Origin of the sequence: Arthrobacter sp. yr096 (assembly GCF_900108925.1) — a bacterium.
Classification (GTDB): Bacteria; Actinomycetota; Actinomycetes; order Actinomycetales; family Micrococcaceae; genus Arthrobacter.
The window spans coordinates 626,575-642,380 of sequence record NZ_FNYI01000003.1; the positions used below are offsets into that span (position 1 = coordinate 626,575).

Genomic DNA, 15,806 nt, shown 5'->3' on the forward strand with positions numbered 1-15,806 from the left:
TTTCAAAGCTACCACAGCAGCACTTTCCCGCCTCACGCCCGGCGGCAACCTTGGCGTGAGTTTAAGCTCACATTCCCACGGGTGGAATAGGCTCTTGCCCATGACCTCGAACCCTCATGGGCAGCCCGGCGGACAACCCTATCCGCGGCCCTATCTGGAACCCTCAGCCAATCCCACATGGATTGGCCGCGTCCTGCCCGGCAACTACCAGCCCGCTCCGGGGAATCCGACGTCGCTCCCCCAGCAAAGCTGGGCCATCCCTCCGGTCCCGGTACGCCGGTCAATGGAGACACTCCCTTTGGTCATCACAGGCGCGGTGTTGGCCATTGCCAGCCTCCTTCTGGTGGTCCCGTTCCTGCTGGGCAACACTGGAATTACAGGCTTCGTGATCGGCTTCATCGCCTCCCTCATCCCCCTGTCCGTGGTGCTGCTGACGGTACGCCTCATTGATCGCTGGGAACCCGAGCCCAAACGGCTCCTCTGGTTCGCTTTCACCTGGGGTGCTGCTGTGTCCATTGCCGGGACACTCCTGATCCAGCCACTCTTCGCACTCGCCGCGCCTACAAGCAGCGAAGAAGCATTTACCTACTTCATGGCAACGGTCCAGGCCCCCATCGTGGAGGAATTCACCAAGTCACTGGGGTTGCTGGTGCTGGTCCTGGCAGCCCGGAAATATTTTGACGGTCCTGTGGATGGGGTCGTGTTCGCGTTCACCATTGCCGCCGGATTCGCGTTCACGGAAAACATCCTCTACTTCGGACGCGAAATCGCATCGTCCACGGATCCCGGCACGGACCTGGTACGCATTTTCATCCTCCGCGGCGTCATGTCGCCTTTCGCGCATGCCATCTTCACGGGGACGACCGGCCTGGTCATGGGTTTCGCAGCCAGGAAGTGGCACCCGGGATATGCGGTGCTGGCATTCTTCATTGGTTTGCTGCCCGCCATGTTCCTGCACAATCGCTGGAACAGCATGGGCCAGGATTTCCTGGCGGAGTACTTTGTGGTCCAGGTGCCGATTTTCCTGGTAGCGGCCGTGGGCATCATCTTGCTGCGGGCCGCTGAAGGCAAGCTCACGCGCCAGCGGCTCATGGAGTACGCCCGGGCGGGTTGGTTCACGCCTGCCGAAGTGGAAATGCTGGCCACATCCAGGGGCCGGCGGCATGCTCTTCGTTGGGCTTCATCCCGGGCGCGCGGGCAGCAGATGAAGGCCTTCATCAGAGGGGCCACAACATTGGCATTCACGCGTCAGCGAATTCTCAGTGGCCGGGATGTCCAGGTTCATCAGCACGATGAACTGGAAGCCCTCCGCGCCATTCCAGGACTACGGGCAGCTGTGCTGCACTAACGCAAAGGACCCGCCTTGAACACAAAAGGACCCGCGGTGACAGTTTCCTGTCAGCGGGTCCTTTGATGTCATGCCGGGCGGAGGCAGTTGCCTAGGCCAGCAAAGACGGCTTGAGCTTCTGAAGCCGGCCAAGCAGTCCGTTGATGAAGGCCGGCGACTCGTCCGTGGACATGGTCTTGGCGAGGGCCACAGCTTCGCTCACTGCCACGCCGTCCGGAACTTCATCATTGTAAAGAAGCTCCCAAGCACCAATCCGAAGGATGATGCGGTCTACCGACGGCATCCGCTCCAACGTCCAGCCCTGGGCGTACGTCTGCAGGAACTCATCAATGGTTGCCTGCATGGAAACAACGCCTTCCACGATTTCCACCGTGTAGGGGTTGATGACCAGGTCGGTCTTCTCCCGGCGCGCTGTCATCGCGTCAAAAGCCGAAACGGAGCGTTGCTCTGCCTCGAAAAGTACTTCCAGTGCCCTGCTACGGGCTTTACCGCGGGCGCTCACTAGTCGTTGACCCGGCCCAGGTAGCTGCCATCACGGGTGTCGACCTTGACCTTGGTGCCCTGCTCAACGAACAGCGGAACCTGGATTTCGTAACCGGTTTCAACGGTGGCCGGCTTGGTTCCTGCCGAGGAGCGGTCACCCTGGAGGCCCGGCTCGGTGTAGGTGATTTCGAGCACGACGCTCGGCGGCAACTCGATGTACAGCGGGGTGCCCTCGTGGATGGCGATGTTGACCATCTGGTTCTCAAGCATGAAGTTGGTGGCATCGCCAACAGTGGCGCCGGAGACGGTGATTTGGTCGTAGTCCTGGGTGTCCATGAAGACAAAGTCTTCACCGTCCTGGTACAGGTACTGGTAATCACGGCGGTCAACCGTGGCGGTCTCGATCTTGAGGCCGGCGTTGAATGTCTTATCGACTACCTTGCCGGACATAACATTGCGCATCTTGGTGCGGACGAACGCGCCGCCCTTGCCCGGCTTGACGTGCTGGAACTCGATGATGTTCCAGAGCTGGCCCTCGAGCTTCAGTACGGTCCCGTTCTTGATGTCGTTTGTGGTTGCCACTCGTATCCTCAGGTTTCTCTCACTGGTTCAAGCTGCCAGTTCGTCTATGCCAAGCAGGCATGCCAAACGGCCCGCCAGCGCGTATTTATCAAAAATCCAAGAACCATTCTACCGGTAAATAGCCCGGAGCCTTGCGAACGGTGATTTCAGCGGCGTTCACGAAGCCATTTCAAGCACGTTGCGGGCACGCTGCAGGGCTACCGCAGAGGAGTAGATCAGCGCCGCATCGGCTGCCATGGCCACCCGCAAGTCCAGTGCCCTGGCGAACTCTTCGGAAGCTGCCAGCGGGTTGCCACTCACAAAATAGGCACGGCCCAAATACTGGCGGACGATTGCTTCCTTGGAACTCCCCTGAACTTCATGGAGCAAGTGCCGGAACAGCTGAACCGCACGGTCCAACCGGTTTGTGGCCCGGTGCACCTCCGCTTCGAAGATCCGGAGACGGAACGACTCAGGATCTTTGTAACGAGCTTCAGCCAACAGCTCCGCCGCTTCCTTGGGCTGGTTTTCCAGCAGGAGCGCCATAATGCGATCAGCAGGGTCCTCGGAAGCCGCCAGAGCAGTCTCCATGACGTCCTCGTTGACCACCACGGGCAGCAACGTGTCCGGATTCATTCGAACTCCGGGGAAGCCTGCTGTCGGCCAATCGCTGACGCCTTCCCGCAGGGTGATCGTCATGATGCGATCTCCTGGTAGGCGGCAAACAGAAGGGAGGTGTCAGGAACGTCCAGGATGCCCGGCTTCGCCACACCATCAAGGACAACGAAGCGAAGGAGGTCGCCGCGGGATTTCTTGTCCCGGCGCATGCCGTCAAGCAAACCCTGCCAGCGGTCACGGCGGTAGGTGACCGGCAGTCCCAAGCCCTCCAGGATGGTGCGGTGGCGGTCGGCGTCAGCGTCGGACAACCGCCCAACACTGCGGGACAACTCAGCAGCAAACATCATGCCCACGGAGACGGCGGCGCCGTGACGCCAGGAGTAGCGTTCCACCAACTCGATGGCGTGGCCCAGAGTATGGCCGTAGTTCAGGATCTCGCGAAGGCCTGACTCCTTAAGGTCCTGGGACACCACTTCCGCCTTTACGGAGATGGCACGCTCGATCAGTTCGCGGACCACATCCGAGCCGGCGTCCATGACGGCGTCGTTGTTCTTCTCAACAAGATCCAGGATCACGGGGTCGGCAATGAACCCGCACTTGATGACCTCGGCCATGCCGGAAATCAACTCGTTCTTGGGCAACGTCTGGAGGGTATCCAGATCCACCAGCACGGCAGCAGGCGGGTGGAAGGAACCCACGAGGTTCTTGCCCTCTGCGGTATTGATTCCGGTCTTACCGCCAACAGAGGCATCCACCATGCCCAGCAGGCTGGTGGGCATGTGGATGACCTTGACGCCACGGAGCCACGTTGCTGCCACAAAACCGGCGAGGTCGGTCACCGCACCGCCTCCAACGGCCACAATGGCGTCAGAGCGGGTGAAGTCGTTCTGGCCGAGCACCTGCCAGCAAAACGCCGCCACCTGGATGTGCTTGCCCTCTTCGGCATCCGGAATCTCAGCCGTAAGCGCGGTAAAACCAGCTGCCTCGAGCTCGGCGCGGACAGTATCACCGGTCAAACGCAGGGCGCGGGGGTGGATAACCAAAACGCGCCGCACACGTTCACCAAGTTTGGCGGGAAGGGTGTCCAGAAGGCCACGGCCCACCACGACGTCGTAGTTTTCGTTAATTGACTGGCCGGTCACCTTGATGACAGTTGCTTCGTTGCTCACTTTTCAACTTCCTCTTTCAAGGCTGCATACTGGCGCAGCCGCTCCTCCAACTGGAGGCCGATTTCCGCGACGGATCCTGAACGGACGTCCATGACGATATCCGCTAGTCGCTCGTAGACAGGACGTCGGGTGGCAAACAACGCTTCCCAACGGATCATGGCGTCGCCCTGAAGCAAAGGCCTGCCGGTATTGCGGGCTATTCGATCTGCCACCGTCTCCGCGTCACACTCAAGGTAAACAACAGTGCACTCCCCCAGCAGTTGCTGGGTGCCCGAGTCAAGGACCGCGCCTCCGCCCAGCGAAATAATCGCTGGGCTCAGCGTGGCAGATTCGATGGACTTGGCGACGGCCCGGGCTTCAATCTCGCGGAACGCATGCTCACCCCGGCCCGCGAAGATATCGGCGATGCTGCCGTGCGCAGCGACAACCACCGCGTCGGTGTCAACAAAGGGAAGACCCAGCTGCTGGGCCAGCTGCTGGCCAATGGCCGACTTGCCAACAGCCATGGGCCCCACCAGAACAACGGGACGGCCGGGACAGCCATCCTGAACAGGGCGGACCACTACCGGCCGACCGAGTCCAGGGTGGCAGGGATGTTGTCGAGGTAGCTCTGCAGGTTTCGCTGGGTCTCGGCGACGGAGTCTCCACCGAACTTCTCGGCAACAGCCTCGGCCAGCACCAGGGCCACCATGGCCTCGGCAACGACGCCGGCTGCGGGCACTGCACACACATCTGAACGCTGGTGGTGGGCCTTGGCGGGCTCACCGGTGCTCACGTCGATGGTGCGCAGAGCACGCGGAACGGTGGCGATCGGCTTCATGGCAGCGCGAACCCGCAGGACTTCACCGATGCTCATGCCGCCTTCGATGCCACCGGCCCGGTTGGTCTGGCGAACGATCCTGCCATTCCCGTCCTTGACGATCTCATCATGGGCTGCAGAACCACGGCGGGCAGCCGTCAGGAAACCGTCACCGACTTCCACACCCTTAATGGCCTGGATGCCCATCAGTGCCGCAGCCAACCGCGAGTCGAGCCGACGATCCCAGTGCACGTAGCTGCCCAGTCCGGGCGGCAGACCGTATGCGAGGACCTCAACAACTCCACCGAGGGTTTCGCCTTCTTTGTGGGCAGCGTCAACCTCGGACACCATAGCGTCCGACGTTTCGCGGTCGAAACAGCGGAGAGGGTCAGCGTCCAGTGCCAGGACGTCCTGCGGCAGCGGCAGCGGCCGGCCCTCAGGAACAGTCACGCTGGCAATGGACACGGTGTGGCTTACCAACTCGATGCCCAACTGCTTCAGGAATTGGGCAGCAACGGTACCAAGTGCCACGCGGGTGGCGGTCTCGCGGGCACTGGCACGCTCAAGAACCGGTCGGGCTTCGTCGAAACCGTACTTCTGCATACCCGTGAAGTCGGCGTGCCCGGGACGGGGACGCGTCAAGGGGGCATTGCGCGCTTGATCGGCGAGGACTTCCGGATCCACGGGATCCGCAGACATGATCTGCTCCCACTTGGGCCACTCAGTGTTACCAACCTGGATGGCCACTGGCCCGCCTTGGGTCAGTCCATGGCGGACGCCGCCCATAATGGTGACCTCGTCCTGCTCAAACTTCATGCGGGCTCCCCGCCCATAGCCCAGGCGGCGACGCGCCAGGGCGTCGCGAATCTGCCCGCTGGTGAGTTCAACACCGGCAGGCACGCCTTCAACAATTCCGATCAGAGCCGGACCGTGGGATTCACCGGCAGTCAACCAACGCAACATATAACCAATCCTGCCATGTAAGGCCTCTAGAACACTCGCCGGGGAAGCCCGACTGAGTCGCACATCACATCTATGACGGCGGCATCAACGTCACAGCCGCTGAAGCGCCTGATCTGCTCCGCCGCTTGGTACATCAGCATCTCAAGCCCAGGTACCACCGCTCCCCCGTGCCCGTGCCACACGTCCGCGAGGCGGCTGGGCCAAGGATCATAAGCGACATCCAGCAGGACCCCTGCGCCCGTTCCGGGGAGCGCGGCGAGCTCTTCCGCCACAGCATCCGCTGCGCGCGGTGGGAAGGTGGAAATCACCAAGTCTGTACCAGCAATGGCCGTGGCTGCTTGTGTGAGCGGCCGGACGGTCAGGGAAATTCCGACGGCGGCAGCAGCAGCTTCCGCGTCGCCGGCCCGTCCCGCGTCGCGAACAAAAACATCGACGTGGCCGGCACCGAGTTCGTGCACGGCAGCCACGGCGGCTGCCGAGGTACCGCCGCCACCAAGAATGGCGGCATGGGGCGTGGAAACCACTCCGGCATACCTGACCGACTCGACGATCCCGGCGACGTCGGTGTTGTAGCCCACACGACGCACCAATCCGCCGTCGTGCTCAAAAACAACAGTGTTGATGACCCCCAGGTGGGCGCCTGCGCCTCGGACCTCGTCCACTTCACGGACCATGGCCGATTTCAGCGGCATGGTCACCGAGAGGCCACACCATGTGTCATCGCCACGCAGCGAGTTCATGAAGGACGGGAGCGCCTCGACGGTGACGTCAATCGCCGAGTAGTCAATGTCGACACCAAGCTTGGCGTAGGCGGCTGTGTGCAAGGCCGGGGACTTCGAATGCGAGATCGGATGCCCCAGGACTGCGGCACGACGACTCACACACACCGTCCAGCATTTGCCTGGCACCACGCGTTGTACTGCTCAACGTAAGTGTTGTGCTCAGCCAGGGTCTTGGAGAACTTGGTCTCCTTGGTATCCAGGTTGATGGTCACCCAGTAGAGGTAGTCATTTTGCGTGGGCTTGGCGGCGGCATCGATGGCAGTCTTGCCAGGTGAACCAATGGGGCCGGCCGGGAGCCCGACATTTGCATACGTGTTGTACGTGTTGGACTTGTCAGCCTTTTCTTCCTCCGTGAGGTGGAAGGATTTCTTGCCCAAACCGTAGGTCACGGTGGCATCCGATTGGATAAGGCCACTGGTTTCGACGTTGTTGGGCTTCAGCCTGTTGTAGATGGCACCGGCCACGTTTCCGTAGTCCGCCTGCCCACCCTCTGCCTGGACAATACTGGCAATTGTCACGGTGTCGTACTGCTTGGCGGGATCAGTGATGCCCTGGGACTTGAGCTCGTCCAGTGTGGTTGAGACCAGCTTCTGGATGATGTCCTTGGCCGGCGTACCCAGCTCAAAACGGTACTCTCCGGGAGCCAGGAAGCCTTCAAGGTTCTTGGCCTTGGCCGGGACCCCAAATTGTGCAGGCGCCTGGTTAAACGCGTTGAGTTGCTCCATGGAGATACCCGAGCCCTTGGAGATAGCTTCCAACGACTCATTGATGCGTAAGCCCGCGCTCAGGGCAAAGTACATGACCTTCGATGCGTCCTTGTTCGCCAGGACCGCCACGGCGTCTGAGTTCTTCATTTCCGTGCGGAACGTGAATTCGCCCGGAGACAACTCTGCGCCTTCCTTCATGAACTCTTTCACGAAGGCATCGGCGTCGGCCACCACTTTGTTCTCCACCAGGGCGGTGGCCACAATCTTCGGCCCGGAACCCTCCGCCACTGTAATGACCACAGATCCCGTGCCCGGGCCCGGGTAGTCGGTCACCTTGTCCATCCCCAGCAGGGGCTTCAGGAATTGGGCTCCGATGGCAATGGCGGCTACGAAGACACCGAGGGTGATCAGGAGGGCGACAACACGACGGCGGCGGCGCGCCTTCTTCGCCGCTGCCTTCGACACCGTTGGCTCAACGGGGATGAGCAGATCGTGGTGATGATCGTCGAGATGATGCTCGGCGTGGAGGTCACCATGGGCGTCAAAGACGTGGTGGGCATCGTGCCCTGCGTATTCATGGACGGCCGCGTCGGCGTGCTGGATGTCCGCCTGCCCATGGTTCAGATGTTCTGGATCACCACTGAATGCATGTACATGAACATCATCCGCGTGCTGGTCTGCGTCATGAACGGGGAGCTGGTCCTGGCGGACATCATGGTCCTGCTGTTGCGATTCAGTGAGGTTAACTAAGTCCTGACGGTCTTCCACCTGGGGTTCAACGGAAGGGGCTGGGTCTTGGTTCGATTCCGCGGAAACTGATTCAGCAGCATTCACGGGCTCTGCTGCCGGAACGGGTGGAGTTGTGGCTGCGGGACGGGCTTCAGCAGCAGGGTTGTCGGCAGCCGTTGGCTGGGACACAGGCACAGGCGGGACCGCTGGTGGCGGAGGAGCTGCCGAGGCCGCCGGAACCGCGGGGACGGGACGGGGCAGTTCGGGCTCAACGTCCGCTGGCGGGGCGGTCTCCCCAGGAGTCGCTTCGGGAACGGGTACGACGTTGTGGTTCTGCGTGGCGAGGAATCGTTCCCGCGCCCGCAGCTCCTTGCGGGTCAGCGGCATGCCGCCACCGGCGGTACCGCTGGAGGGGTCGTTGTTGACCGGGCTCACAGTTGCAGTCCCCTCGTAGAAGAATCGGGTTCATTGCCGGAGGCAACCCGCAGCGTTGGGGCACTGCTGGGTTTTTCGGACTGCGCCGGTGCCTGCACTCGGCGGCCAACGTCCGTTCCTCTGGCTTTTTGCATGTCGATTGCGTGCTGAAGTATTCCAGCAGCAGCAACCTGATCAACCACTTTACGGTGGTTCCTGCTGCTCATGCCAGCTTCGTGCAGGTTGCGGTGTGCCGTAACAGTTGAAAGTCGCTCGTCAACGAGGTTCACGGGGATGTCCAAACCGGCCCTTACCAGCTCGGCAGCCAGCAGTTCGGCGTACGTCATGGCCATTTCCGCGGAAGCGCGTTCCTCGCCCTTCATGGTGCGTGGAAGGCCAACGAAAATCTGGACCGCCGGCAATTCCGCAGCGTGTTTGACCACAACACGGACATCAGAGTTCTTCTTGGCGTCCCGGCCCACGGTCTTGAATGGCGTGGCAAGGATTCCGTCGGGATCACACATGGCCAGGCCCACTCTGACGGTACCGACGTCTACCCCCAGCTTAACTCCGTGGGGGTAGACGCCACTGTTAGTACTCGCAGCCACCGTCAGCGCTTGGCTATCGCATCCACCACCGCTGTGAGGGCCTCAGAGACCTTCGCAGCGTCGGTGCCGCCGCCTTGGGCGACATCGTCCTTGCCACCACCGCCGCCGCCGAGGATACCGGCAGCGAGGCGGACCAACATTCCGGCCTTGACTCCGGCTTCACGGGCGGCCTCGTTCGTAGCGATCAGGATCACCGGACGATCGTTGCTGACGCCGGCTACTGCCACGGTGGCCGCTTCAGAGCCCAGGCGGCTGCGGAGATCCAGGGCAAGGTTGCGCAGATCGTCTGCCCCGCCCACCTGTCCGGCGTCGTGGGCTACAACCCGCACGCCAGCGGCATCCTTCGCGGTGCCCACCAGGTTGGCGGCGGCCGCAGCGAGCTGCTCCTTGCGGAGGCGGTCGAGTTCCTTCTCCGTTGCCTTGAGCTTGTTCAGGGTGCTGGAGATGCGGTCCGCCAGCTGTCCGGACGGAACCTTCAAGAGCTCGGTGAGCTCAGTCACCAAGGCACGCTCCGCGGCCAGGTGGCGGAAGGCATCCAAGCCCACGAACGCTTCAACACGGCGGTTTCCCGAGCCAACGGACTGCTCCCCCAGCAGGGATAGGCTGCCAATCAGGGAGGTGTTGGACACATGCGTGCCACCACACAACTCACGGGACCATGCGCCGTCGATCTCCACAACACGTACTTCGCTGCCGTAGTTTTCTCCGAACAGCGCCATGGCGCCCAGCGCCTTTGCCTCAGCCAGTCCCATCACCTTGGTGTCCACCCGGAAGTTGTTCCGGATGGCGATGTTGGAAACCTCTTCGATTTCAGAGCGGGTGGCAGTGCTCAGGCCTTCGCCCCAGGCAAAGTCGAAGCGCAGGTAGCCCGCTTTGTTGTAGGAACCACGCTGGGTAGCTTCAGGGCCCAGGATCTGGTGCAGGGCGGCATGCACGATGTGCGTACCGGTGTGCGCCTGCTCCGCGGCGTGGCGCCGTTCACGGTCCACTGCAGCGCGCACCAAAGCATCGGAGCCGATTTCGCCCTCACGAACAATCGCCTTGTGCACGCTCAGGCCCTTGATGGGACGCTGAACGTCCAGTACTTCCACCACGAAGCCGTCGCCTGTGATGAGGCCGGTGTCTGCAGACTGTCCACCAGCTTCTGCATAGAACGGTGTCTCGTTCAGGACGAGTTCGATCTCGTCACCGGTGGAAGCATGGGCTACTGCCCGGCCGCCACTGACAATGCCACGGACCTTCGCTTCGCTTTCAAGCTCGTCGTAGCCCGTGAAGACGGTCTCACCCTTGCCCAGCAGTTCCTGGTATGCGCTGAGGTCAGCATGACCACCCTTTTTGCCCTTGGCGTCAGCCTGTGCGCGCTGCCGCTGCTCAAGCATGAGTGAACGGAAGCCGGCCTCGTCCACCTTGAGGCCGGCTTCTTCAGCCATTTCCAAGGTCAGGTCGATCGGGAAGCCGTAGGTGTCGTGCAACGCGAAGGCATCGGCGCCGGACAACGGAACCCCCGCAGCCTTCGACTCGGCAACAGCGTCCTCCAAGCGCGCAGTGCCGGAGGCAATCGTGCGCAGGAAGGCCTTTTCTTCGGCATAAGCAATGCGGCTGATCCGGGCAAAGTCAGTCTCCACCACCGGGTAGACGCCCTTCATGGCATCACGGGAGGCGGGCAGGAGATCGGGCAGGCAGGCTTTCTCGACGCCCAGCAGGCGCATGGCGCGGACGGCACGGCGGATCAGGCGGCGGAGCACATACCCGCGGCCCTCATTGGACGGCGCAACGCCATCAGCAATGAGCATCAAGGCAGAACGAATGTGGTCGCCGACAACGCGCATGCGGACATCATCCGTGTGGTGCGGGTCTTCCGGGGACTCGGCCGAGGTGTACTCGCGGCCGGACAATTCAGCGGCTTTATCGATCACAGGACGGACCTGATCGGTCTCGTACATGTTTTCAACACCCTGGAGGATCATCGCAAGACGCTCCATGCCCAGGCCGGTGTCGATGTTCTTCTGCGGTAGTTCGCCCACAATGTCAAAGTCCACCTTGGAGCGAACATTCTCGATCTGGTACTGCATGAACACGAGGTTCCAGATTTCGATGTAGCGGGTCTCGTCAGCGAGAGGGCCGCCCTCAATGCCATAGGCAGGGCCGCGGTCATAGTAGATCTCCGAGCAAGGCCCCGCAGGTCCGGGCTGTCCTGTGGACCAGTAGTTGTCGGCCTTCCCCATGCGCTGGATGCGTTCGGCCGGGATGCCGGTGTTCTTGAGCCACAGTTCTTTGGCTTCGTCGTCTTCTTCGTAGACCGTCACCCAGAGGCGTTCAGCCGGAAGACCATAGCCGCCGTCGTCAACGCTCTTGGTGAGCAACTCGAAGGCGAACTTGATGGCGTCTTCCTTGAAGTAGTCCCCGAAAGAGAAGTTTCCGCACATCTGGAAGAACGTCCCGTGGCGGGCCGTCTTTCCAACTTCCTCGATGTCACCGGTGCGAATGCACTTCTGGACGCTCGTGGCGCGGCTGTAGGGTGGCTCCTCGCGCGCGGTCAGGTACGGAATGAAAGGCACCATCCCGGCCACAGTGAAGAGAAGGGACGGGTCGCTGGAAACGAGCGACGCGGAAGGAACGGCGGTGTGGCCCTTACTGACAAAAAAGTCCACCCAGCGTTTGGTGATCTCCTGCGACTTCATTAGCTGATTACTTACCCTTCTCAATTCACTGCACGTGATGTGCGCGGTACCGGCTGGTGCCGTTCCGCAGTTTTCCATTCTGCCCTGTTGCGGGCGCGGGAGCGAAACGCTCCGGCTAGCGGCGGCCTGCTCCGGCCTCGTCGATCCCCAACGCCGCGCGCAGGTCCTCTTCACGCTGGTGCATGCCCGAACGCACTGCATCGGCAAAGTCGAACAAGCCATCTGCCATGCGGCCTACAGCGCGGTTCAAGCCTTCAGGGCCGATGCTGGCCTGGGCTTCGGTGATTTTCCGAAAGGCAATGACGCCGATAGCGACGCCAATGCCCATCCAAACAATTCTTTTCATGGGGTTATGTTCTCCCGTTGGTTCAGCGGTTACTCGTCCAGCGATCGCTTTGTTCAGCGGCTGCGGCGGCCGGAGGAAGGCGTGCGGCGGGCCGCGAATGCCGAGCGGACGCCGTAGCTGAAGGCGGCTACCTTGATCAAGGGTGACCCCACTGTGGCAGCTACAAGTGAAGACAGTGCAGAGATGTTCGCCGAAGCATCGGAGACGTTGGAGGCGATGCCGTCAACCTTCTTCAACTGCTGGTTGGTGGTGGAGACTGTGGCGGTCACCTCATCCATCAGGGGCGTAGCTCCGTCGCTGATGGAACGGATGGAAGTCCGCACTTCGTCAAAGACGCCGCCCAGTTTCAGGATGGGCACAGCCAACAGCAAAACAAGGAGCGCGAACACTCCTGCTGCGATGAGGCCGGCGATGTCGCCACCAGACATAGAACTCTTCTCCTAGGATCGTTGCGCTGCCCTGCACCAGCCGACTATCGGCTCTGGACAAGGCCTCCCCAGTACCTTACCTACTTTGCACCGGTACCTTACATACAAAGAAGCCCGCGGCATGTGCCACGGGCTTCTTTGTATGCGCTGCGTAAATTTAGCGAGCGTAGAATTCGACGACGAGCTGCTCTTCGCAGATCACGGGGACCTCAGAGCGCTTCGGGCGACGAACCAGGCGTGCCTGCAGGGCGTCGATCTTGACGTCCAAGTAAGCCGGTACGTTGTTCAGCACGTGTGCGCCGGCTGCTGCCACCTGGAACGGGGGCATAACCTCGGAGCGGCTGTGAACGTGGATGAGCTGGCCTTCGCCAACGCGGAAGGACGGGCGGTCCACGCGGATGCCGTCAACCATGATGTGGCGGTGCACAACCAGCTGGCGTGCCTGCGCGATGGTGCGGGCGAAACCTGCACGGAGCACGAGGGCGTCCAGACGCATTTCGAGCAGCTCAACCAGGTTTTCACCGGTGAGGCCCTTGGTGCGGCGTGCTTCTTCGAAGGCACGGGTCATCTGTGCTTCGCGGATGCCGTACTGGGCGCGCAGACGCTGCTTTTCGCGCAGACGTACGGCGTAGTCGGAGTCCTGCTTCTTGCGGGCACGGCCATGCTCGCCGGGGCCGTACGGACGGCGCTCCATGTACTTGGCGGCCTTGGGGGTCAGAGCAATGCCGAGTGCACGCGAGAGGCGTGCGGTACGGCGAGCACGAGTGTTGTTAGCCACTTGTGTCCTTCCAATTACTGCGGTGTGTCTGTGTTACTGGCCTCCATCAGGGAGAGCATCGGCCAACCGCTGCCTCTTGCTACTAGCCCGGGCGCACAGCACTATGGAGAAAATCTTCAAGGGATTGTGCGTCGGGCCATGCCAGACAAGGATCTATCCTACCATGTGCGGGGTGGTCATCCACCGCCTGGGTGCTGCTAGCGGGTTACTCCCCGCGCACGATCCTGCGTAGCTTTTCCAGCCTTGCCGAAATGTCACGTTCGGCACCGTTACTGGTGGGCTCGTAGTAATCCCTACCCACAAGGTCGTCGGGCGGATACTGCTGCTGGGCTACTCCGTGGGGTTCGTCGTGGGCATACTTGTAGCTCTTGCCATGGCCCAGTTGTTTCGCGCCTGGATAGTGCGCGTCACGCAAGTGCATGGGAATGCCGCCACCGAACCCGGCCCGGACATCAGCCACGGCCTTGTTCAACCCCATATAGGCAGCGTTGGACTTGGGAGCGGTGGCCAGGTGGACCACGGCTTCAGCCAGGACAATCCGGCCTTCGGGCATGCCGATCAGCTGCACCGCTTGGGCCGCGGCCACTGCCGTCTGCAGTGCCGTGGGATCTGCCATTCCAATGTCTTCTGCCGCGGAGATCACGATGCGTCGGGCCACGAACCTCGGATCCTCGCCGGCTTCCAGCATGCGTGCCAGGTAATGCAGGGCCGCGTCTACATCCGAGCCCCTGATGGACTTGATGAACGCGCTGGCCACGTCATAATGCTGGTCGCCAGCACGGTCGTAACGAACAGCAGCAGCGTCAAGTGCCCGCTCTGTATGGCGGAGTTCCACCAGTACCGGAGCATCAGGGGCGCCGTCGTTGGCGAGGCCCGCTTCGTCGTCGTTCCCGTCATCGTCCCCGTCGACCCTGTCGTCTTCCGCTCCGGCTCCGCCCTGTTCCGCCCCGACGGAGTGGACATCCCCGACGGCGGCAGAGTCACCGAACGCCACGCCAGCGGCAGCTTCCAGCGCGGTGAGTGCCCTGCGGGCGTCACCACCGGACAAACGGACCAGATGCTCCAAGGCCTCATCACTGAGCGAAACCCGTCCGGCGAGGCCCCGGGCATCGGCCACTGCCCTCTGCAGCAAACCGGAAATGTCGTCGTCGGTGAGCGGCTTCAGCGTCAGCAGAAGGGAACGGGACAGCAAGGGCGAGACCACGGAGAACGACGGATTCTCCGTGGTGGCGGCCACCAACACCACCCAGCGGTTCTCGACGCCGGGTAGCAATGCATCCTGCTGTGCTTTGTTGAATCGATGGATCTCATCCAGGAAGAGGACCGTGGTCTTCTTGTAGAGATCGCGCGCTGTCAGTGCCTCGTCCATGACGCGCCGGACATCCTTGACTCCGGCGGTGATGGCCGACAATTCAACGAATTTCCTGCCTGGACCACGGGCAATCACATGCGCCAAAGTGGTCTTGCCGGTTCCAGGTGGCCCCCACAGAATGACTGAGCTCGGGCCAGCCGGGCCGGCCGCTTCAGCCCCTGCAGCCAACTGGCGCAGTGGCGAACCGTGACCCAGCAAATGCTGCTGGCCTACAACGTCGTCCAGAGTGCGTGGCCGCATCCGCACGGCCAGCGGGCTGCGCTGCGATGCCATCCAGTGAGCGTCGGACGGTCCCCCGGTGGCAGGCAGATCCTCCGACTCGTCGTCGTGTCCTGCACCCGCACCAAAGAGATCTTCCACATGGATAGGCTACTCATAGTTCCAGCAAAGGAGACATCGGCCATGGACCGCCAAGCATCTGCCCCGCACCAGCGATCCGGCAGCCGGACCGCTATGGTGCCCGCAGACAGGTTGCTGGGTTGGGTGGAACGGTTCACGGCCAGCCATGGCCCGGCTGTCGAGGACCTCGACGACGGCGGGTTGGTACTGCGTGCCGCTGACGGCACCAAGGCGCTGCTGCGGGCTCCCTGGCCGACCGACGGGCGTCCGGGCCGCGGTGCAACGGAGCTGGACCGGTTGGCGTCGCTGGCCAGCCAAGAACGCGGGCTGGGCTTGCTGTTGGTCCGCAGAGGCGGCTACGCGATAGCCGCTGCCAGCGGATCCACGATCCTCGCATGGAAGAGCGGTAAGCGCCTGGTGGAGATCAAGGCAACAGCCGAACACGCCGCCCGGATCTACAAGGATCAGCGCATCGAGTACATCGTCCCCGGTGGTGACCGGGCATCAGTGGATCAAGTCCTTGCCCAGCCAGCCCTCAGATCGGTGGCGGGCCGCACACGGCTGGCCTTCCTGGACATTCAGGAGCCCAAGTCCAGCGTTCTGGCCAAAGCCGCTGCGGATGCGTGCTCCGTGCGGGTCATAGTATCCGATCCCCCGGACTAGGAGCCGTTGTCCAGCACT

General features: G+C 62.1%; 16 protein-coding genes. 2 read left to right on the plus strand and 14 right to left on the minus strand.

Annotated features, from left to right (window positions below):
- Positions 1-55 precede the first annotated feature (55 nt).
- On the plus strand, positions 56-1,348 hold the full coding sequence (locus tag BMY91_RS10740; protein ID WP_090821784.1) for a PrsW family intramembrane metalloprotease: 1,293 nt from the start codon (positions 56-58) through the stop codon (positions 1,346-1,348).
- Positions 1,349-1,439: 91 nt separating this feature from the next.
- Here the strand turns inward: BMY91_RS10740 and nusB are convergent, their stop codons facing one another.
- The 14 genes from nusB to BMY91_RS10810 all read right to left on the minus strand — a co-directional run bounded on the left by nusB (position 1,440) and on the right by BMY91_RS10810 (position 15,146).
- The gene (gene nusB, locus BMY91_RS10745; RefSeq protein ID WP_011774956.1) at positions 1,440-1,850 is read right to left on the minus strand and encodes a transcription antitermination factor NusB; all 411 of its coding nucleotides are present in this window, start codon (positions 1,848-1,850) and stop codon (positions 1,440-1,442) included.
- Entirely contained in the window at positions 1,850-2,413 is a 564-nt protein-coding gene (gene efp, locus BMY91_RS10750) for an elongation factor P (protein WP_011774957.1), read from the minus strand. Before efp ends, nusB begins: the two co-directional genes overlap by 1 nt.
- A 156-nt stretch (positions 2,414-2,569) precedes the next feature.
- On the minus strand, positions 2,570-3,091 hold the full coding sequence (locus BMY91_RS10755) for a tetratricopeptide repeat protein (RefSeq protein WP_090821663.1): 522 nt from the start codon (positions 3,089-3,091) through the stop codon (positions 2,570-2,572).
- Positions 3,088-4,179: a 3-dehydroquinate synthase gene (aroB, locus tag BMY91_RS10760; protein ID WP_090821665.1), complete on the minus strand. Its 1,092-nt coding sequence runs from the start codon at positions 4,177-4,179 to the stop codon at positions 3,088-3,090. The genes BMY91_RS10755 and aroB overlap by 4 nt, the downstream gene beginning before the upstream one ends.
- On the minus strand, positions 4,176-4,742 hold the full coding sequence (locus BMY91_RS10765; RefSeq protein WP_371261039.1) for a shikimate kinase: 567 nt from the start codon (positions 4,740-4,742) through the stop codon (positions 4,176-4,178). The genes aroB and BMY91_RS10765 overlap by 4 nt, the downstream gene beginning before the upstream one ends.
- Positions 4,742-5,941 (minus strand): chorismate synthase, encoded by a 1,200-nt coding sequence (gene aroC, locus BMY91_RS10770; protein ID WP_090821667.1) that lies wholly within the window; start codon positions 5,939-5,941, stop codon positions 4,742-4,744. Before aroC ends, BMY91_RS10765 begins: the two co-directional genes overlap by 1 nt.
- A gap of 26 nt (positions 5,942-5,967) precedes the next feature.
- The gene (locus BMY91_RS10775; protein WP_090821669.1) at positions 5,968-6,822 is read right to left on the minus strand and encodes a shikimate dehydrogenase family protein; all 855 of its coding nucleotides are present in this window, start codon (positions 6,820-6,822) and stop codon (positions 5,968-5,970) included.
- Positions 6,819-8,594, minus strand: a complete 1,776-nt coding sequence (mltG, locus tag BMY91_RS10780; RefSeq protein ID WP_090821671.1) for an endolytic transglycosylase MltG — start codon at positions 8,592-8,594, stop codon at positions 6,819-6,821. The genes BMY91_RS10775 and mltG overlap by 4 nt, the downstream gene beginning before the upstream one ends.
- Positions 8,591-9,181, minus strand: a complete 591-nt coding sequence (ruvX, locus tag BMY91_RS10785) for a Holliday junction resolvase RuvX (RefSeq protein ID WP_090821673.1) — start codon at positions 9,179-9,181, stop codon at positions 8,591-8,593. Before ruvX ends, mltG begins: the two co-directional genes overlap by 4 nt.
- 2 nt (positions 9,182-9,183) lie before the next feature.
- The gene (alaS, locus tag BMY91_RS10790; protein ID WP_090821675.1) at positions 9,184-11,862 is read right to left on the minus strand and encodes an alanine--tRNA ligase; all 2,679 of its coding nucleotides are present in this window, start codon (positions 11,860-11,862) and stop codon (positions 9,184-9,186) included.
- 115 nt (positions 11,863-11,977) lie between these two features.
- Entirely contained in the window at positions 11,978-12,208 is a 231-nt protein-coding gene (locus tag BMY91_RS10795; protein WP_175538604.1) for a hypothetical protein, read from the minus strand.
- A gap of 53 nt (positions 12,209-12,261) precedes the next feature.
- Entirely contained in the window at positions 12,262-12,636 is a 375-nt protein-coding gene (locus BMY91_RS10800; RefSeq protein ID WP_090821679.1) for a DUF948 domain-containing protein, read from the minus strand.
- 157 nt (positions 12,637-12,793) lie between these two features.
- Positions 12,794-13,414 carry a 30S ribosomal protein S4 gene (gene rpsD, locus BMY91_RS10805; RefSeq protein WP_011774968.1) on the minus strand — a complete coding sequence of 207 codons (621 nt, stop codon included), beginning with the start codon at positions 13,412-13,414 and terminating at the stop codon, positions 12,794-12,796.
- 205 nt (positions 13,415-13,619) lie between these two features.
- Positions 13,620-15,146 carry a replication-associated recombination protein A gene (locus tag BMY91_RS10810; protein ID WP_090821681.1) on the minus strand — a complete coding sequence of 509 codons (1,527 nt, stop codon included), beginning with the start codon at positions 15,144-15,146 and terminating at the stop codon, positions 13,620-13,622.
- 42 nt (positions 15,147-15,188) lie between these two features.
- Between BMY91_RS10810 and BMY91_RS10815 the strand changes: the two genes are divergently transcribed.
- Positions 15,189-15,788 (plus strand): Vms1/Ankzf1 family peptidyl-tRNA hydrolase, encoded by a 600-nt coding sequence (locus BMY91_RS10815; RefSeq protein WP_090821683.1) that lies wholly within the window; start codon positions 15,189-15,191, stop codon positions 15,786-15,788.
- Positions 15,789-15,806: the final 18 nt, after the last annotated feature.